The sequence below is a fragment of the Streptomyces sp. NBC_00569 genome (genome assembly GCF_036345255.1).
In the GTDB taxonomy this organism is placed as follows: Bacteria; Actinomycetota; Actinomycetes; order Streptomycetales; family Streptomycetaceae; genus Streptomyces.
This window is the reverse complement of the sequence record NZ_CP107783.1, coordinates 1,559,586-1,575,563: the sequence shown is the minus strand read 5'-3', so window position 1 is coordinate 1,575,563 and position 15,978 is coordinate 1,559,586. Positions and strand designations below refer to the sequence as shown.

General features: G+C 72.0%; 13 protein-coding genes. 2 read left to right on the top strand and 11 right to left on the bottom strand.

The window, feature by feature from the left end; all coding sequences use genetic code 11:
* Positions 1-76: 76 nt before the first annotated feature.
* The gene (locus OHO83_RS07305) at positions 77-505 is read left to right on the top strand and encodes a hypothetical protein (protein ID WP_329432584.1); all 429 of its coding nucleotides are present in this window, start codon (positions 77-79) and stop codon (positions 503-505) included.
* Here OHO83_RS07305 and OHO83_RS07300 read toward each other — a convergent pair.
* The 11 genes from OHO83_RS07300 to OHO83_RS07250 all read right to left on the bottom strand — a co-directional run bounded on the left by OHO83_RS07300 (position 419) and on the right by OHO83_RS07250 (position 14,707).
* On the bottom strand, positions 419-949 hold the full coding sequence (locus OHO83_RS07300) for an HIT family protein (RefSeq protein WP_330278915.1): 531 nt from the start codon (positions 947-949) through the stop codon (positions 419-421). The genes OHO83_RS07305 and OHO83_RS07300 overlap by 87 nt on opposite strands.
* Complete coding sequence (locus tag OHO83_RS07295) at positions 931-3,159, bottom strand: toll/interleukin-1 receptor domain-containing protein (RefSeq protein WP_330278914.1); 2,229 nt, start codon at positions 3,157-3,159, stop codon at positions 931-933. Before OHO83_RS07295 ends, OHO83_RS07300 begins: the two co-directional genes overlap by 19 nt.
* On the bottom strand, positions 3,156-4,241 hold the full coding sequence (locus OHO83_RS07290) for a TIR domain-containing protein (RefSeq protein WP_330278913.1): 1,086 nt from the start codon (positions 4,239-4,241) through the stop codon (positions 3,156-3,158). The genes OHO83_RS07295 and OHO83_RS07290 overlap by 4 nt, the downstream gene beginning before the upstream one ends.
* 85 nt (positions 4,242-4,326) lie before the next feature.
* Complete coding sequence (locus OHO83_RS07285) at positions 4,327-5,826, bottom strand: branched-chain amino acid ABC transporter substrate-binding protein (protein ID WP_330278912.1); 1,500 nt, start codon at positions 5,824-5,826, stop codon at positions 4,327-4,329.
* Complete coding sequence (locus OHO83_RS07280) at positions 5,823-7,808, bottom strand: hypothetical protein (protein ID WP_266677695.1); 1,986 nt, start codon at positions 7,806-7,808, stop codon at positions 5,823-5,825. Before OHO83_RS07280 ends, OHO83_RS07285 begins: the two co-directional genes overlap by 4 nt.
* Positions 7,809-7,997: 189 nt before the next feature.
* A complete protein-coding gene (locus OHO83_RS07275) occupies positions 7,998-8,474 on the bottom strand; it encodes a thioesterase family protein (protein WP_330278911.1) in 477 nt (158 codons plus the stop codon).
* Complete coding sequence (locus tag OHO83_RS07270; protein WP_330280728.1) at positions 8,471-9,439, bottom strand: 3-hydroxyacyl-CoA dehydrogenase NAD-binding domain-containing protein; 969 nt, start codon at positions 9,437-9,439, stop codon at positions 8,471-8,473. The genes OHO83_RS07275 and OHO83_RS07270 overlap by 4 nt, the downstream gene beginning before the upstream one ends.
* A gap of 2 nt (positions 9,440-9,441) precedes the next feature.
* Positions 9,442-10,362 carry a 3-keto-5-aminohexanoate cleavage protein gene (locus OHO83_RS07265; RefSeq protein ID WP_329432578.1) on the bottom strand — a complete coding sequence of 307 codons (921 nt, stop codon included), beginning with the start codon at positions 10,360-10,362 and terminating at the stop codon, positions 9,442-9,444.
* A 62-nt stretch (positions 10,363-10,424) separates the two neighbouring features.
* Positions 10,425-11,303, bottom strand: a complete 879-nt coding sequence (locus OHO83_RS07260) for a TetR family transcriptional regulator C-terminal domain-containing protein (protein ID WP_405634117.1) — start codon at positions 11,301-11,303, stop codon at positions 10,425-10,427.
* Positions 11,304-11,398: 95 nt separating this feature from the next.
* On the bottom strand, positions 11,399-13,417 hold the full coding sequence (locus tag OHO83_RS07255) for an endo-beta-N-acetylglucosaminidase (protein WP_330278909.1): 2,019 nt from the start codon (positions 13,415-13,417) through the stop codon (positions 11,399-11,401).
* Between the two features lie 48 nt (positions 13,418-13,465).
* On the bottom strand, positions 13,466-14,707 hold the full coding sequence (locus tag OHO83_RS07250) for a glycoside hydrolase 5 family protein (protein ID WP_266677705.1): 1,242 nt from the start codon (positions 14,705-14,707) through the stop codon (positions 13,466-13,468).
* Positions 14,708-14,905: 198 nt separating this feature from the next.
* Here OHO83_RS07250 and OHO83_RS07245 point away from each other — a divergent pair, with 198 nt between their 5' ends.
* Positions 14,906-15,952 carry a LacI family DNA-binding transcriptional regulator gene (locus tag OHO83_RS07245; protein ID WP_330278908.1) on the top strand — a complete coding sequence of 349 codons (1,047 nt, stop codon included), beginning with the start codon at positions 14,906-14,908 and terminating at the stop codon, positions 15,950-15,952.
* Positions 15,953-15,978: the final 26 nt, after the last annotated feature.

Here is a 15,978-nt window from a genome sequence, read left to right as displayed (position 1 = left end):
TTATTCGGCCAGTGAGTGAGCGGGGGTAACGGCGCCGTGCTCCCCTCGATAGGGTTCCGCCCGAAGGGGGAATGCCGTGACAGGGGAACCTGCGAGCCGGACAGTGCTGGACGACGGGCAGATCAGGCACCTCGAACTGATCCAGGCCGTCGTCGCGCGGATGGGCAACAACTCGTTCCTGATCAAGGGCTGGGCGCTGACCCTGATGGGTGCGCTGCTCGCCTTCGCCGCCGGGAACGAGAGCCGGACGGTGGCGGCCACCGGCTTCGTCCCCATCGTGGCGTTCTGGCTGCTCGACGGGTACTTCCTGTACAAGGAGCGGCTGTTCAGGCGGCTCTACGACAAGGTGCGGCGGCCGGGCAACGGCATAGAGCCGTTCAGCCTCGACGCGAGCGCGGGCGCGGAGCGGGCCGGCGCGCTACGGGCCGCGGGTTCCCTGACGGTCGCGCTCTTCTACGGCGGCCTCGCCCTGGCCCAACTCATCGCCCTGGTCGTCCTGTTCTAGGGCCTTGGACAGCCGGCTCGCCGCGTCGTCGAGGGCGGCGGGTGACCCGTCGTCCGGGGCCGGCCAGATGGCGCCCATCCGGTCGTCCGCGAACCGCGGGACCACATGGACATGGAGATGCGGCACCGTCTGGGTCGCCGCGGCCCCCGACGACTGGATGACGTTGAGCCCGTCGGGCCGGAACACCGTACGCACGGCGTGCGCGACCCGAAGTACCGTACGGGTCGCGGCCGTTGCCGTCTCCTCGTCCAGTTCCCAGATGTCCTCCAGGTGCCGACGCGGCACGACGAGGACATGGCCGGGATGGACCGGGCGCAGCGGAAGGAAGGCGATGACGTCCGCGCCGGCGGCGACCAGGCGGGCCGGTCCCGTACCTGCGGCGATGTGGCAGAACGGGCAGTCGCGCGCCGGTCTTCGGTTCGGTGTCACGTGTGATGGGGCCATGCCGCGACGATACGGTCCACCAGTTCGCGCACCGCGGTCACGGTCTCGTCGGGGGCGTCCGCGCCGCCGGGGTCGACCAGCGTGAGCGCCCGGGCCATGGCGCGGAACAGGTCCGGGGTGGTCTGGTCGTAGGCGAAGTTCACGAGCAGGTGCACCCGTCTTCTGAGCGGGTCGACGAACTGCGTGACCGCGGGACGGTGATCCTGGCCGACGTCCCGGAGCACGGCCTCGACCCAGGGCGTGTACCGCGTGGGCTCGCGCAGCGGGCCGGTCGTCAGGGCCTCGATCAGCCGGGCCTTGTCGGAGACCGCCGGGGGAGTGGGGGCGGGCACGGCCGGGGGATCGATGGGCCGTACCGCAGGCTCGGGCCGGTCGGGAGAGACGCGAGGGTCCGGCACCAGGGAGAGCGCGGGGGTGTGCCGCGTCTGCTCGGGGGGCGCCGGATCCGGTTCGGGCTCAGGCGTCGGCTGCGGCTCGGGATCGGGGTGCGGCTGGGCGCCGCCCGTACCGAGGTCCGATCCTGTCGCGGAGCCCGACAGCGACGTGTCCCCCGTGTCCCACTCGCCGAACGCGAGCGGAATGTCCCGTACGGCGTCCGCGTCGAGCGCCGGAAGATCGCGGTCCGCCGCGTCGATCATGGTGTCGGCGAGCCTGCGGACGAAGGCCGCGGCCTTCTTCTTGTCCTCGCGCAGCAGGTCGATCAGGTTGTCTGGGGCCCTGCCCCCGCCGAACAGCGCCGGCGAGCTGTGCTGGATGGCGGCCAGATCCTTGGGGAGCGGGCCGCGGGGCTTGACCCAGAACAGCGGCAGGATGGCGACCGGCTCGTCCCCCGGCGAACGCCCCGCCCGGCGGGCGCGCTCCGTCATCACGGCCCACTCCCGCCGGCACCACTCGCTCTCGAAGTAGTCGGCGGTGATCAGCGCGACGAGCAGCCGCGTCGAGCGGATCGCCTCGACCATCGGTTCCCGCCAGGTGAGGCCGAGTTGGAGACTGCGGCGGTCCAGGAAGCCCGTACTCGTCACATTGCGGCCGCGCTTGATGCGCAGCTCCTGTTCGAGCTGCTCGTGGAACTCGGCGACATGGTCCTGGTCGTCCTCCCGGTTCGCGTAGCTGGTGAAGAAGAACGGGGCATCGGCGGGGCGTGGGGGCAGCACGGCGCGTATCGGCTCCTTGTTCTCGTTCCAGTTCGCCGCCGCCGGGCCGATCAGCGCCCGGACGAGCTGCGCCTCATGCCGGCCGGCCCTGTCCTCGAAGGCTCCGGCGAGGGCCAGCAGGACATCGGGAGCGTCCCGGCTGAGGGCGATGGACACCAGGCCGACGACGCGCGTGCGGATGGTCTCCGTCTCCGACGGCAGGCCGGACGACACGGCCGCCCGCCGGTCGATGGCCTCGATCCAGGCACGGTAGCTGGGCAGGTCCCGGCAGACCGGCGAGGACAGCAGGGTGTCGATGAGCGTCTCCCGGTCCTGGGCGCTCATCCGCACATGGCCCGACGGCTGCGGCGGCGCGGGCCGCGTGGGCGCGGGAGCGAGCCGTACGGCGTCGGCGAGCGTGACGCACGCGGCGGGCGGGGTACCGTGGCGGATCTGCCCGGCCACCGCGATGATCTGCTGCGGATGTCCCGCGAACGTGCGGGCGAGATCCTCGGCCACGGGCTGCCGGATCTCCGCCAACTGACGAAAGAGACTGGCCACTTCGGACGGGTCGAGGTCACCGACGGGCAGCCGGGCGGCCTCGTCCCACACCGCGCCCGGCGAGCGGGACGTGACCAGGATCCGGGCGTCCCCGGCCGGGAAGAGGTCCTGGATACGGTCGGGATCGGCCACGTTGTCGTACAGGAGCAGCCACTTGTCGTCGGGCCGTGCGGGGATGTCCGTGACGCGCAGGACCTCGCGGTACCGGGTGTGCAGCTCGTCCGTCCCGCGCTCGATCAGCCGCCGCAGCCGGTGGGGATCGCTCTCGTGCGAGCAGTTGAACCACCAGGCCACGCGATAGCGCATGCGATAGCGGTGGCAGTACGTGATGGCCGCCTCCGACTTGCCGTACCCGTGCTGCCGGTCGGCCGGGTCGTGGAGGAGGACCGCTCGGTGGTCCTCGAACAGGTCCTGGATGGCGGCGATCTCTTCGTCACGGCCGACGAACGGGGTCGCCTGGACCGGCAGATTCGAAATCGGCGGCGGATCGGTGGCGGAACGTCTCGACCCGGTCAACGCGCTCCCCCCGCCGGGTCGCGGGGCGCCGTACCCGTCGGGTCCATGACTCCTTCGCGGAGCCGCTCGGCCTGGTCGGGGCCCGACCCCTCCAGCGTCAGGACCTTGACACCGCGCACGAGCACGGGCCGGGGCGCCGCGTCGATCTGTACCGCGACGAGCCAGGACGGGTCGGAGGCGGGCGGGTCGAAGGCGGCCTCCCAGTCGGTGGGGGCCGTGTTCCCCGCGTCGAAGTAGCTGCGGGAGAAGACGACCACGACCCGGTCGACGCCGTCCCGTGCGCGCTCCACGGCCTGCGACAGAGTCTCGCGCCCGACCCGCCGGCGCCGCTGCCGCACGGTGTGGCCCTCCTCGCGGAGCACGCCGTCCATCCAGTCGGCCCACGCCTGGTCGGCGCCGACGTAGCTGATGGCGACCGAGCGTGGCTCACCGGCGGCGCTCTCGTGCCGGGGATCAGGCTGCTCGGGCACCCTGAGGTGGCGGCCGCCCGGGCCGGCCGCGCCCTGCGCGGAGCCGAACGCGGGGAGCGTGTCGCGCGCTTCGTCGGCCCCGAGCGGTGCCAGCCCGGCGCGTCCGGCCTCCAGGATGCTCTTGGTCAGCTGCTCGACGAATACGTAGTACCGCTCGTCCGCGCCCGGATCCGACGACGACACCAGGGCCTCCAGGCCCTGCTCCCTGAGCCAGTCGAAGGCGCCGGGCCCGGGGAACGACTCGGAGCGGCGCACCTCCTGCGGGATCAGACGCTCGGCCACGGGCTTCCAGCAGACCGGTATGAGACAGCCGGGACCCTGAACGCCCTCGATGTTCGCGCGGCGGCGCATCCGGGACTGGATGACGGCCCACTCCAGACCGCAGCCGCGATCCAGGAAATACCTGGGGGAGTAGAGCGCGATCATCACGCCGGCCTTGACGATGGCACTGCTCGGCACCGTGCCCGGGGTCATCGCCGCCCCGAGCGCGCCACTGATGCCGTAACCCTCCTGCGCCCGCAGCCGGTACTCCAGATCGGCGTGGAAGCGGGTGAGCGCGGGCCAGCCGTCGCCACGGGTGCAGCTCGTGTAGAAGAAAGCGGATGGATCCACACGCCCTCACAAACTGCCGCCGCGGCCGTCCGGTTCAACACCCCTGAGAATAAGCCGGGTCGACCGCCGTGGGTAGCGGGACGCACTACCCGCGCGTGGCCGGCCGGCCCCCCGGCGCCGACACGTCCACCAGCTCCGACTCGCCCTTCGGGGTGAGCCTCAGGATCGGGACCGCCTTGTCGCGCGGGTCCCCGTTGTCCTTGAACGACAGGAAGCCGCTCGCGCCGGGCACCTTGCGGTCCCCGTCCAGCTGGAGGAACATCCGGCCGACCGAGCGGCCCGTCACCTCGCCCTGCCAGTTGGACGCCATCCGGATCGCCTGCGCCGCCGTGAGCACCGCGTCGTGCCCCATGATGTCCTGGCCGTCGTAACGGGCGTCGCCGGGGAACCACTTGTCGAGAGCGCCGCCCGGCTGGAAACTGCCCGCCGACGGTCCCGAGACCGCCCCCGGGTCGTTGCGCCACATGTCCGCGTGCGCGAGACCCGTGTAGAGCATGGTCACACCGGTGCGCGCGGCGGCCGCGAGCTCACTGGGCGTCAGATTCGTCGTGTCGTCGCCGGTGAGCACGGTGAAGTTCCGCGACTGGCAGGTGCGGTTGGCGAGCGCGTTGAGGAAGTGCGACAGATGGCGTCCGCGCCCCGCGAAATAGACCACATCGGGCCGCTCGCCGCACAACTGCTCGGCGGTGTAATGCAGTTCGTTCGGCCAGGCCGAGGGCACCGACGAGTCGTACGTGATCCGGTCCGCGACCAGGCGGTGCTTCTTGTCCGGATACTCCGCGCTGAACGCGTAGCCGAGGGTGGACGCGTAGAGGTCGTCCTTGTCGGCGTCCTGGATGACGACGGCGGTACGGAACTTGCCCTTCTGCCGCTTGAGGTACGCGGCGCCCGCCCGTGCCTCGTCCGCGTTGGTCGGCGCGACCCGCACGAAACCCTGTATTCCCTTTATGTCGGTGGCCGTCATGATGCTGGAGACCGTCGCGATGCCGTTCTGCGACAGCTTGCGCAGCGCCTTCACGTCCGGGCCGGTGCTCGGACCGAGGCCCGCCACGGCGACGAGCCGGTCCGGAGCGCTCCTGCGGGCGATCAGCTCGTCGACGGTGTGCTCCCAATGGCGCGCGCCGCTGCCGGTGTTGGCGACGAGCAGCCGGATCTTCGGGGAGGCGGCGAGGTCGCCCGTGTTGTGCCGGATCTGCGCGAGATAGGCGCCTTCGAGCTCGTGCCGGACCGAGTCCTCGGAGTTGCTGTCGTCGTCGGTCACCGTGAACGAGGTGAGGTAGGCGACGGTGACGTACGGGTCCGTGCCGCGGTGGTCGTAGACCCGTTTGTTCTCCGCCTCGATCTTCTTCTCGACCCGCTTGAGATGCCCGGCGAACGTGTACGAGCCGTCCGTGACGCCGACGCACTCCCGGTCCGGGTCCACATGCGTCACGCCGTCGGCGCAGCGGGCGCGGGCGTCCGAGACCTTGTCGACGATCACGAATCCGGCGACGGACAACACCACGGCGAGCGCCACACCGGCCGCGACCAGCTTCACCGTCCGCCAGGACCACTCGCGCCACCGGGGCCGGGCCAGAGGACTCATGTCCCGCTCCCGAGTATCGGCGACGTACGGGTGGGTGTCGTGAGCCGGTAGCGCTCCGCCTCGTTGACCAGAGCCACGTTGTAGTTCCTCCACAGTCGGGACAGGTGCACGAACCCGTCGGCGAGGACCGGGCTGAGCTGCCTGCCGGGATCCGTGAGCGGGTCGCTCCACAGCCAGCGCGCCACCACCAGGTCGCGGATCACGGCGGGCACGGTGACCTGGTCGCCGGGGTCGGACGGCGCGAGCCGCGCCCGCAGTTCCAGCGGGCCGCCGGGGTGGGCGAGCCGGTTGGGGGCCGAGGTGATGGCGTGGAAGGCGCTGAGCCACTCCTCCGTCCGCGCCGTGTTGCGCAGGGTCACGAGGTACTCGGCGACCTCGTCGACCTTTTCCAGCGCGAGAAGGTGGTAGAGCTCCTGAACGCGCTGCTCCCCGTTCGCGTAATGCTCTGCGAGGACCTCGTGCGCGGTGTCCCAGGCGCCGGCCCGCCCGGCCAGGTGCCACAGCAGCATCCGCCGGAGCCAGGGATGGAGGGACAGGGTGCCGGGAGCGCTCAGCAGCCAGCGGCTGCGGATGTCGGTGAACAGCTCCGCGCCACGGCCGAGCAGCTGCGCGCCCACGAACAGGTCGTCGGCGGCGGCACATTGGGCGAGTCGGTCGCGGTCCGCGGCGTCGAAGTCGGCGAGCAGGTCGTCGAGCGCGGCGTCCACGAGCAACGGCTTGCGTCCCCCGGCCGACACGGTGCGGTGCGGAAGGTCACGCAGCCAGAGGTTCTGCTGCGGGCCCGGCACCTGGGGCACGTTCGGCCCCCCGAGCACTTCGAAGACCTGCTGGACGGCCTTCGGCAGACCGCCGGTGAGCCGGTGGACGAACGGCGCGAGCGTGGTGAACGGCGTGAGTTCGGGATGGGTGTTGAGCTGCTGCTCGACATGGATGCGCACCTCGTCGCGGTCGAGGTCACGCATGCGCAGCGGATACCACCACGTGTCCTGGCCGTCCCCGGAGGGGCGGTGCTCGTGCCAGTCGGCGAGCGAGGCCCGGTCGGGCTCCCGCGGCTGCCAGGGCCACTCCTCGCCGGTCGCCGGGCCCCAGCGGGGCAGCCACCGGTTGCAGCCCGCGACGACGGACAGCGGGTCGCACGGGCGGCGCCCGAGCACGGTGTCGTCGTGCCGCGCCTGGAGGAGCAGATCGAGGAACTCACGGCCGTGGTCGGTGTGCGTCTCGTCGAGCAGCAGCAGGTACGAGCGCGGCCGGAACAGCCCCTTCACGCTGGTGCGCAGGTCCTCCAGGAAGGCGGAGCACAGGAGTTGGTCGAGCCGGAGCTTGTCGCGCTCGTCGCCCTGGTGGCGCCAGCGGTTGAGTTCGAGCAGGGACTCCCACGGGTCGGAACTGTGGGTGAGGCGGTGCTGCCCGAACCAGGCGGCGGCCGAGTGGTCCCAGCGCCCGGCCCAGGACCGCGCGGACGTGTCGGTCGCCGCGGAGAGCAGCGTACGCGCGCTCCGGCTCGCCCCTTCGGGCGCGTCGATCGAGGCCTGGGCGACCGTCAGATACGCGGCCAGATAGTCACCGTGCTGATGCTTGGCCTTCTTCTCGAGATCCGTGAGAGCGCCCCTGATGCCACGCTGTCCGCCGGTGAGGGCCTGGTGCGGAAGGCCCTGGTCGGAGGCGAGGAGCCCGAGGGCCAGACGCGGGAACGCCGTGTGCCGGTAGCTCGGCAGATCCCGGGCCAGCTGCCGTGCCAGCAGACCGAGCGCGTACCGCGGCAGCAACTCCTGGCCCGAGGTGAACTTGACGTATCCGAAGGGGTATTGGCCCCCGAACTGCTCCATCAGGACGCACAACAGCTCGCTGGTTCCGCTGCCGCGCGGCCCGAGCAGCATGGTCAGCGGACGCTCCGCGGCGCGGTCGAGCGCGAGCGTCGACTCCACGAGCGAGACGATGCCTCCGCGCCCTCGCACGCCGGTGACTGCCGAGTGCTCCGTCACAGCCCCTGCTCCCTCGTATCTCGGCGATCTACAGGGCATCAGTGCAGCGAGAATGCCACAGGAGGCACTCCGTGACGTCAAGTATTCAGGTTTCCTGCGGAGTTGGCTGATCTTTACACCCAACAGGCTGACGCCGGGGGCCGCGACGACCCGCGCCCCGGGTGGGGCGCGGGTCACGTCACCGCGCGTCTAGACCTCCGCGATGGACCGTCCCGCCCACTCCGGGGCGGGCTCGGTCAGCTCGGTGAAGCGCTCGCGGACCTCGTCGGGGAACGGCGCCGCACGCCCCGCCTTCTGGTCGACGTGCACGGCGAGCAGTTCCGTCGTGGCGACCGGCTGCGCGTCCTCGGCGGGTTCCGTGCCCGGGGCCGCGACGACGTACATCTCGTGGGTGAAGCGGGCCTTCTTGGCCGCGGCGCCCAGGACCCGGCTGCGGACGACGAGTGTCGCTCCCTCCGGGACGTCGCGCAGATAGCGCAGGTGCGACTCGACCGTGTACAGCGAGCAGCCGGTGGACTCGCGGTACCCGGAGTGCAGGCCCGTCTCGATCATCAGCGCGTCGGTGGCGTGCCCGAAGACGAGGACGTAGAACGCCTCGCTCATGTGGCCGTTGTAGTCGATCCACTCGGCGCGGACGGTGCTGTGCAGCAGGGGCAGCGGCGTCACTTGCGGGCCTCCTTCCGGGCGCCCGGCAGGCGGCCCGTCGCGCGCAGTACGTCGATGACGCCCTGGTCGCGTTCGGCCACGAGGTCGGCGATGGTCCGCCCGGCCGCCGCGTCGTCGCAGCCGGCGACCACGGAGTCGTACAGCGCCTTGTCGAGTTCCGGGGCTTCGAGGCGGGTCCACGGCGACTTCAGCGAGGGGCCGAAGTGGTCCAGCATGTGCGCCATGCCGCCCTCGCCGCCCGCGAGCGCGAACGTCAGCATCGGGCCCATGAAGGCCCAGCGCAGGCCGGGACCCTCGGTGATGGAGTCGTCGATCTCCTTCACCGTGGCCTCGCCGTTGGCGACCATGTGCAGGGCCTCGCGCCACAGTGCCTCCTGGAGGCGGTTGGCGATGAAGCCGGGCACCTCGCGGTCCATCGTGATGACGGACTTGCCCGCCACCTCGTAGAAGCGGGAGGCCCACGTCACCGCCTCGGCCGAGGTCCGCTCGCCGCCGACCACCTCGACCAGCGGGATGAGGTACGGCGGGTTGAAGGGGTGCCCCACGACGAGGCGGCCCGCGCCCTCCGCGTCCGTCTGCATGTCCGTCATCGGATAGCCCGACGTGGACGAGGCGATGACGACTCCGGGCGGCGTCGCGGCGTCCAGGCGGGCGAGCAGATCGCGCTTGAGGTCCAGCTTCTCCGGGGCGCTCTCCTGCACGAACTGGGCGTCCGCCACGGCCTCTTCGAGGGTGGCGGTCACCGTGAGGCGGTCCGTGGACGCGCCGTCGGCGAGGCCGAGCTGCGTGAGCGCGGGCCACGCGGCGTCGACGAGGCGGCGCAGCCGCAGCTCCGCGTCGGGCGCCGGGTCCCAGGCCGTGACGTCGTAGCCGCGGGCCAGGAAGTGGGCGACCCAGCCGCCACCGATCACTCCGGCGCCCACACAGGCGACGCGGCGTACGTTCTCGGGTTCGGTCGGCGTCATCATCAGGCGGTTCCTTCCTGGGTGACGGCTCGGTCGCGTGGCTTGAGGCCGAGCTTCTGGCGGGCCTCGTCCGGGGTGGCGACGCGGGCGCCCATCGCCTCGACGATCGTCACGGCGCGCTCGACGAGCTGCGCGTTGGTGGCCTTGACGCCCTTGCCGAGATAGAGGTTGTCCTCCAGGCCGACGCGGACGTGCCCGCCGAGCACGACGGACTGCGCGACCCACGGCATCTGCATCCGGCCCAGCGCGAAGCTCGCCCACTGCGCGCCCTCGGGAAGCATGTTGACCATCGCCTGGAGCACGCCGGGGTCGGCGGGCGCGCCCCACGGGATGCCCATGCAGAGCTGGAAGACGGTCGGGTCGTCGAGGAGGCCCTCGGCGAGGAGCTGCTTGGCGAACCAGAGGTGACCGGTGTCGAAGATCTCCAACTCGGGCCGCACCCCCAGCTCCTGGATGCGCCGGGCGCCCGCGCGGAGCATGTCGGGGGTGGAGACGTAGAGGTTGCTGCCGTCGCCGAAGTTGAGGGAGCCGCAGTCCAGGGTGCAGATGTCGGGGAGCAGGTCCTCGACGTGCGGGAGCCTTTCGAGGCCGCCGACGAGGTCGGTGCCCGGCAGCTGCTTCAGCGGCTCGTCCGGGTCGATGACCAGGTCACCGCCCATTCCGGCGGTGAGGTTGATGACGACGTCGGTACCGGTCTCCTTGATCCGCTCGACGACCTCGCGGTACAGCCGCGGGTCACGCGAGGGCGCTCCGGTCTCGGGGTCGCGTACGTGGATGTGGACCTCGGCGGCGCCCGCGTCCGCCGCCTCCACCGCGGAGCGGGCTATCTGCTCGGGGGTGACGGGTACGTGGGGGCTCTTGCGGACGGTGTCGCCGGCGCCGGTGAGGGCGCAGGTGATGATGACGTCCTGGTTCATGGGCATGCGGACATCGCTCCTTGGGCCCGGAGGCCGTTGGGGGCAGGGGGATGTGAGGGAAAGTCAGTTCATCGGGGGGCGTGCGCGGTCAGGGTGCTGTCGACGTACGTGAGCAGGGCCGTGTGCATCGCCTCGGCGTCGGTGCCGGGGGCGCCGGGAGCCGTGGCGAGCACCTGGGTGGCCAGGCCGTCGATCAGGGCGGTGAGCGTGAGTGCCGCCGCCTCCGGGTCTACGGGTCTGAACGAACCCCGCGCGACGCCGCGCCGCACCACGTCGGCGACGGTCTCGCGCCATTGCCGGTAGTACTCGGCGTGCAGCCCGCCGACGGCCGTGGAGCGGGCCGCCTCGGCCCACAGGTCCAGCCACACCGCCCACTGTCTGCGCTGCTGCGCGGTGCGCGGCGTCTGGAGCGCGATGAGCTGGCGCAGCTCGTCGGCCGGGTCCGCCGCGTCGGCGGTGCGGACCGCCCGGTGGGCGGTGTCCTCGTCCATGCACCACCGCACGGCGGCTTCGAGGAGTTCCGCGCGGCCGGGGAAGTGGTAGTGGATGGCGGCCGTGCTGGTCGCGCAGGCCTCGGCGATGTCGGAGACCCGTACGGCGTGGAAGCCGCGCTCGGCGATCAGGCGGACCGTCTCGCGCACGATCTGCGAGGGGCGGCCGCCCTCGACCGGGACGGCGGCGCCCGCCGGACGGGCCGGGGGCCGGTGCCGTGCGCCGAGCAGCCGGCCCGCGTCCACCTGCCCCTCGTCGGCGATCCGTGCCAGTTCGGCCGCCGTGAAGCGGCGTGTTCCGCTCAGGGACCGGGAAAGCTTGGAGGGGTCCATGACGATCCGCCGGGCGAACTCGCGCTGGCTCACCCCGGCGGCGGTGATCACCTCCCGCACCCGGGCGGCGATCTCGTCTCGGTTCTCGTCTCCGTGCTCCACGGTCGACGACCCTAACCACATGTTGAGCGGATCTCAACATGTGCCCACACATCAATACAGATCAGTGGGTGTATTGAGCTGCTGACTGGCGCATCAGTCAACAGTTCAACGCGCGCTCAGCGGGACCGGTGGGCCTCCGCCGTCGCGGGCGCGCTCCGGGACCCGTCCGGGGCGACCGCCACGAGCCGCAGCCGCGTGACGGTCTCCGCTGCGGCGGGGGCGGGAAGGCTCAGGCAGTACACGTCGTCGTAGATCCGGCCGAGCCAGCTCCCGTCGTCGTCGCGCAGCAGGTCGTAGTGGTGGACCCCGTGCCCGGCGAGGCGCCAGGACAGGAAGACGTGGTCCGTCCCCCCGTCCGTGAGCACCTCGTCGACCGTGAAGTCCTCGGGCGGGGCGGGTGCTGCGAACTCGGGGCCGAGCAGGGCGAGTTCACCGACCCGTATCGCGCACCGGGTCGGCCGGCGGGACGACACGCGCAGGCCGACGGCCGCGATCGTCCGTCCCTGGAAGGGGGTCAGGCTGTGCGTCGTCGTGTGCCAGCCGGCCGCCGGTCCGGCCGCGAGCCAGACGAAGGCGTCGGGCGCGTCCTGGAACAGCAGCCCCACCTCCAGATCCGCGCCGTCCGTGCCGTGCGCGGTCACGGCGAGGCGCTCGGGCCCGGTGACGGTCAGCGCCGTCTTGTAGAGGCGCACCGTCGTCGCGCCGCCCGGCCCGAGCGGACCCGACAGGAGCAGCGAGGACCCGCCGTCGTACGCGAGCTCGTGGTCGAAGTCGACCGACAGGGCGGCGCCCGCACCCTCTGGGCCCGCGCCCCCGGCGCCCCTGTCTTCTTCACCGGTACCCGCCGCGCCCGTACCCTCCGTGCGCGTCCAGAACTGCCAGGTCGGCAGCACGTCCTGGACGGAGGCGTTGTGCCAGTCGCCGTCCGCGGCCCGCCGTCCGTCGAGGAAGAAGGCGCGTCCGTGACCGGTGTTGAAGCGGGTGACGAACGGGAACGAGCCGATGACCGACCGCTCGGCGATGTGGTGCGCCACGCCGTCCCACGCCCGGTGGTCGTCGCGGTCGCGTGGCGTCTGCCGGTCGTGGGGGAGGAGGCGGCCGCTGCGGGTGGGGTCCTCGTGCGGCCCCGACCAGTAGCGGCGCTCGCGCCGGAACACCTCCTCCTGGGCGTCCGGGTCGTCGTGGCGAGGGGCCAGCTCCTTCACGAAGTGCGAGCCGAACAGCGCCCAGCTCGTGCGCGCCGCCTCCCCCGGCGGGAACAGCAGCCGCGGGTCGTACTCGGGGTCGAAGCCGAACTGCTCGTTCTCCGTGCCGTGGAAGACCGTCGCGTAGGGGTCGCGGCCCAGCTTCAGGGCCGTCGCACGCGACGTCTCGACGCCCTCGGGTGTCATCCAGTAGTTCGCGAAGAAGCTGTCGGACACGTCGAGCCAGGCGGCGTTGTCCGCGTCGAGGTGGTTGAGGTAGTCGAGGTGCCCGTCCGGCGTGATCGTGTCGTACCACTGGAGGTGGAATCCCTCAGGGGCGCGCTCGCGCAGTGAGCGCAGCAGGTCGTGCAGGCGCGCCGCCTGGGCGGGCGGTGTCTGGGCCTCGTGGTTGACGAAGTAGCCGTCGAAGCCGAAGTACGCGGCCATCTCGATCAGCTTGTCCGCCACGGGGAACGAGCCGTCGGCGCGCTGCTCCAGATAGTCCTCGAAGTCGCCGGAGCGCGGCCAGAACCAGCAGCCCAGGCTGCGCACGCCGTTGCGGTGGGCCGCGTCCGTGTAGGCGGGGTTGGGCAGGTTGACCAGGCCGTGAGCGGGGTCGTCCGTGGGCGAGCCGTCGACGGGCAGCCCGTGCCAGGAGCCGTAGAAGTCGGAGTACTGCCAAAAGCGCAGGAGGCGGCGTGCGAACGCGCCGCCGTACTTGCGGGCCGTGAAGAAGGCGTCGTCGTAGTCGTAGGTCAGGTTCATGAGACGCGGGCCCGTCGCCAGGTCCGGGTGCGCCTGCGTGGCGGGGAACGGGGCGATTCGCGGCGCGAGCGGGACGCGTGAGCGGAAGTGGCGCGCCCAGCGGTCGGTCCCGGGGCTCCAGCTCTTGAGCGCGGCGGCGTCGTAGCCGTGCATGTACGGGCGTACGGGGGAGTGGTCGTCAGCCATGAGGCAACTCCGTGGAGGCGGGGGCGAGTTCAGGGGCGGACGTGGGGATCAGGCAACGTTGTCAACCGTCACGACCTCGGTGATCCCGCGCGCCGCGAGATGCCCCGCGTCGTCCGCGAGGCCCGCAAGGACCGTCGTCGGACGCGCCCCGTCCGCCGTCAGACGCGTGAACGCCTCGAAGACGGGTCCGCCCGGTGCGCACACCGAGCGGTGCGGGGCCCGGTCCTCGTCGCCGGCGTCCACGACCAGGGCCGTGGTGCGCGGAGCCGGCGCGTGCTCGCGCCCCCGCCAGTGGGCGGCGATCGCGGACACCGACTTGCCGGCCGGCTTCACCTCGCCGTCGTTCGTCAACAGGCCCAGGGAGTACTCGAGTTCGGGGAAGTCGGCGAGGTCGCGGCTGACGTCGTGCGAGCACCACCACGTGACGCCCCACAGATCCGGGCAGTCCAGGGCGGCCTCGACGGTGGCCTCCGTGAACTCGGCCGCGTGCTCGGCCGGGATCAGCGGCTGCGGCGCGCCCACCTCCTGGAGCCACACCGGACGCCGTGCGTCGAGCGCCCACGCCTTCGACAGCTCGACCAGATACGCGGCATGCCCCGAGGTCGCCGGGCCACTGCGTCCGTGGCGCTGCGCGGTGCCGTTGAACACCCAGGAGTGCACCGCCGTCATCGCGCCGAGCCGCGCCGCGTGCGCCGGGGTGAACGGCTGGTCGTCCTGGTACCAGGAGGCGTCGTACTCGGCGTGCAGATGCGGCAGCCCCGGCGCTCCCTCCTCGCACGCGGCGAGGACCCGCTCCAGCCAGCTCCCGGCCTGCTCGGGGGTGATGCGGTCCGGGTCCGGATGCGGAGGGCCCGCCGCGAACTGGGCGATCTCGTTGCCGATCGTCATTCCCAGGAAGTTCGGCCGGTCGGCGAGCGCGGAGGCGAGCGTCCGGAGATAGTCCTCCTGGGCCGAGACGACGTCCGGATCGGTGAAGATATTGCGGCGGTGCCAGGTCCGAGTCCAGGCGGGCAGGAAGTCGAAACTCGACAGGTGCCCCTGGAGCCCGTCCACGTTCACATCGAGGCCGCGCTCGCCGGCCGCGTCCGCGAGTGCCACCAGCTGCTCGACCGCCCGCGGTCTGATCAGGGAGCGATTGGGCTGGAAGACGGGCCACAGCGGGAACACGCGCACATGGTCGAGGCCCAGCGCGGCGATCGCGTCCAGGTCCGCGCGCACGGCGTCGAGGTCGAAGTCGAGCCAGTGGTGGAACCACCCCTGGCTGGGCGTGTAGTTGGCGCCGAAACGCATCGCGGACTCCCGGCTATCGGAATCGAATCCCGGGCAGTCTGCCCTCAACTCCCTGCTCGCATCCACCCTTTGCGCAGTTCCAGGAGATTTTTACGAGCCCTCTTGCCGAGGTGGCTTTAGCGCTTTAGTCTCCACCGCACTCAAGCGCTTTAGCCAGCCGTGCGAACCGTCCGGCGAAGCGGATCCAGGAGCCAAGCCATGCGGCGTACCCCCGCCAGACGCCCCACCATCAAGGACATCGCGCTGCGCTCGGGCGTGTCCGAGAGCGCCGTCTCCTTCGCGCTCAACGGCAGGCCCGGTGTCTCGGAAGCCACCCGGGACCGGGTCCGCCGCGTCGCCGACCAGCTGGGCTGGCGGCCCAGCGCCGCGGCGCGCGCCCTGTCGGGCGAGGGCGCGGCCACGGTCGGCCTCGTGCTGGCCCGCCCGGCCAGCACGCTCGGCGTCGAGTCGTTCTTCCTCCAGCTCGTCTCCGGCATCCAGGAGGTCCTCGCCAGGCGCCGCCTCGGCCTGCTCTTCCAGGTCGTCGAGGACCTGTCCGCGGAGTGCGACGCCTACCGGCGCTGGTGGGCCGAGCGCCGCGTGGACGGCGTCCTCGTCGTCGACCCGCGGGCGGACGACCCCCGGCCGCCGCTCCTGGACGAACTCGGCCTGCCGGCCGTCGTCATCGGCTCCCTGCCGCCCGGCGACGACGGCACCGGACACCCCGGCATCTCCAACCTGTGGGCCGACGACGCCCGCGCCATGGCGTCCATCGTGAGTCACCTGCACGGCCTCGGACACCGCAGGATCGTGCACATCGCGGGCCTGCCCGAACTCGCCCACACCCGGCGCCGCATCCAGTCGCTGCGCACCGAGGCGGAGCGGCGCGGCCTCACCGACGTCCGGTCGATCACCACGGACTACTCGGACACCGAGGGCGCCGAGGTCACGCGCCGCGTCCTCGCGTCCGACGCCCCGCCGACGGCGATCGTCTACGACAACGACGTCCTCGCCGTCGCCGGGCTCGCCGTCGCCGCCGGGCGGGGCATCCCCGTGCCGGCGCGACTGTCCATCGTGGCCTGGGACGACTCCGTCCTGTGCCGCACCGCGCACCCCTCCCTGACGGCGCTCGTCCGCGACACGACAGCGTTCGGCCGGCGGGCCGCGGAGGAACTGCTCGCCCTGCTCGACGGCGGACCAGCTCTGCGCGTCGAGGACGAACTGCCCCATCTCCAGCAGCGCGGCAGCACCGCCGCCGCGCCCTGAACCGGAACCACCCGTCTGCGCCGCCC

Coding starts and splice junctions, on each gene's coding strand:
- OHO83_RS07300 (WP_330278915.1), bottom strand. CDS start 949: ATGGCCCCATCACACGTGACACCGAACCGAAGACCGGCGCGCGACTGC.
- OHO83_RS07285 (WP_330278912.1), bottom strand. CDS start 5,826: ATGAGTCCTCTGGCCCGGCCCCGGTGGCGCGAGTGGTCCTGGCGGACG.
- OHO83_RS07270 (WP_330280728.1), bottom strand. CDS start 9,439: ATGACGCCGACCGAACCCGAGAACGTACGCCGCGTCGCCTGTGTGGGC.
- OHO83_RS07265 (WP_329432578.1), bottom strand. CDS start 10,362: ATGCCCATGAACCAGGACGTCATCATCACCTGCGCCCTCACCGGCGCC.
- OHO83_RS07260 (WP_405634117.1), bottom strand. CDS start 11,303: ATGTGGTTAGGGTCGTCGACCGTGGAGCACGGAGACGAGAACCGAGAC.
- OHO83_RS07255 (WP_330278909.1), bottom strand. CDS start 13,417: ATGGCTGACGACCACTCCCCCGTACGCCCGTACATGCACGGCTACGAC.
- OHO83_RS07250 (WP_266677705.1), bottom strand. CDS start 14,707: ATGCGTTTCGGCGCCAACTACACGCCCAGCCAGGGGTGGTTCCACCAC.
- OHO83_RS07245 (WP_330278908.1), top strand. CDS start 14,906: ATGCGGCGTACCCCCGCCAGACGCCCCACCATCAAGGACATCGCGCTG.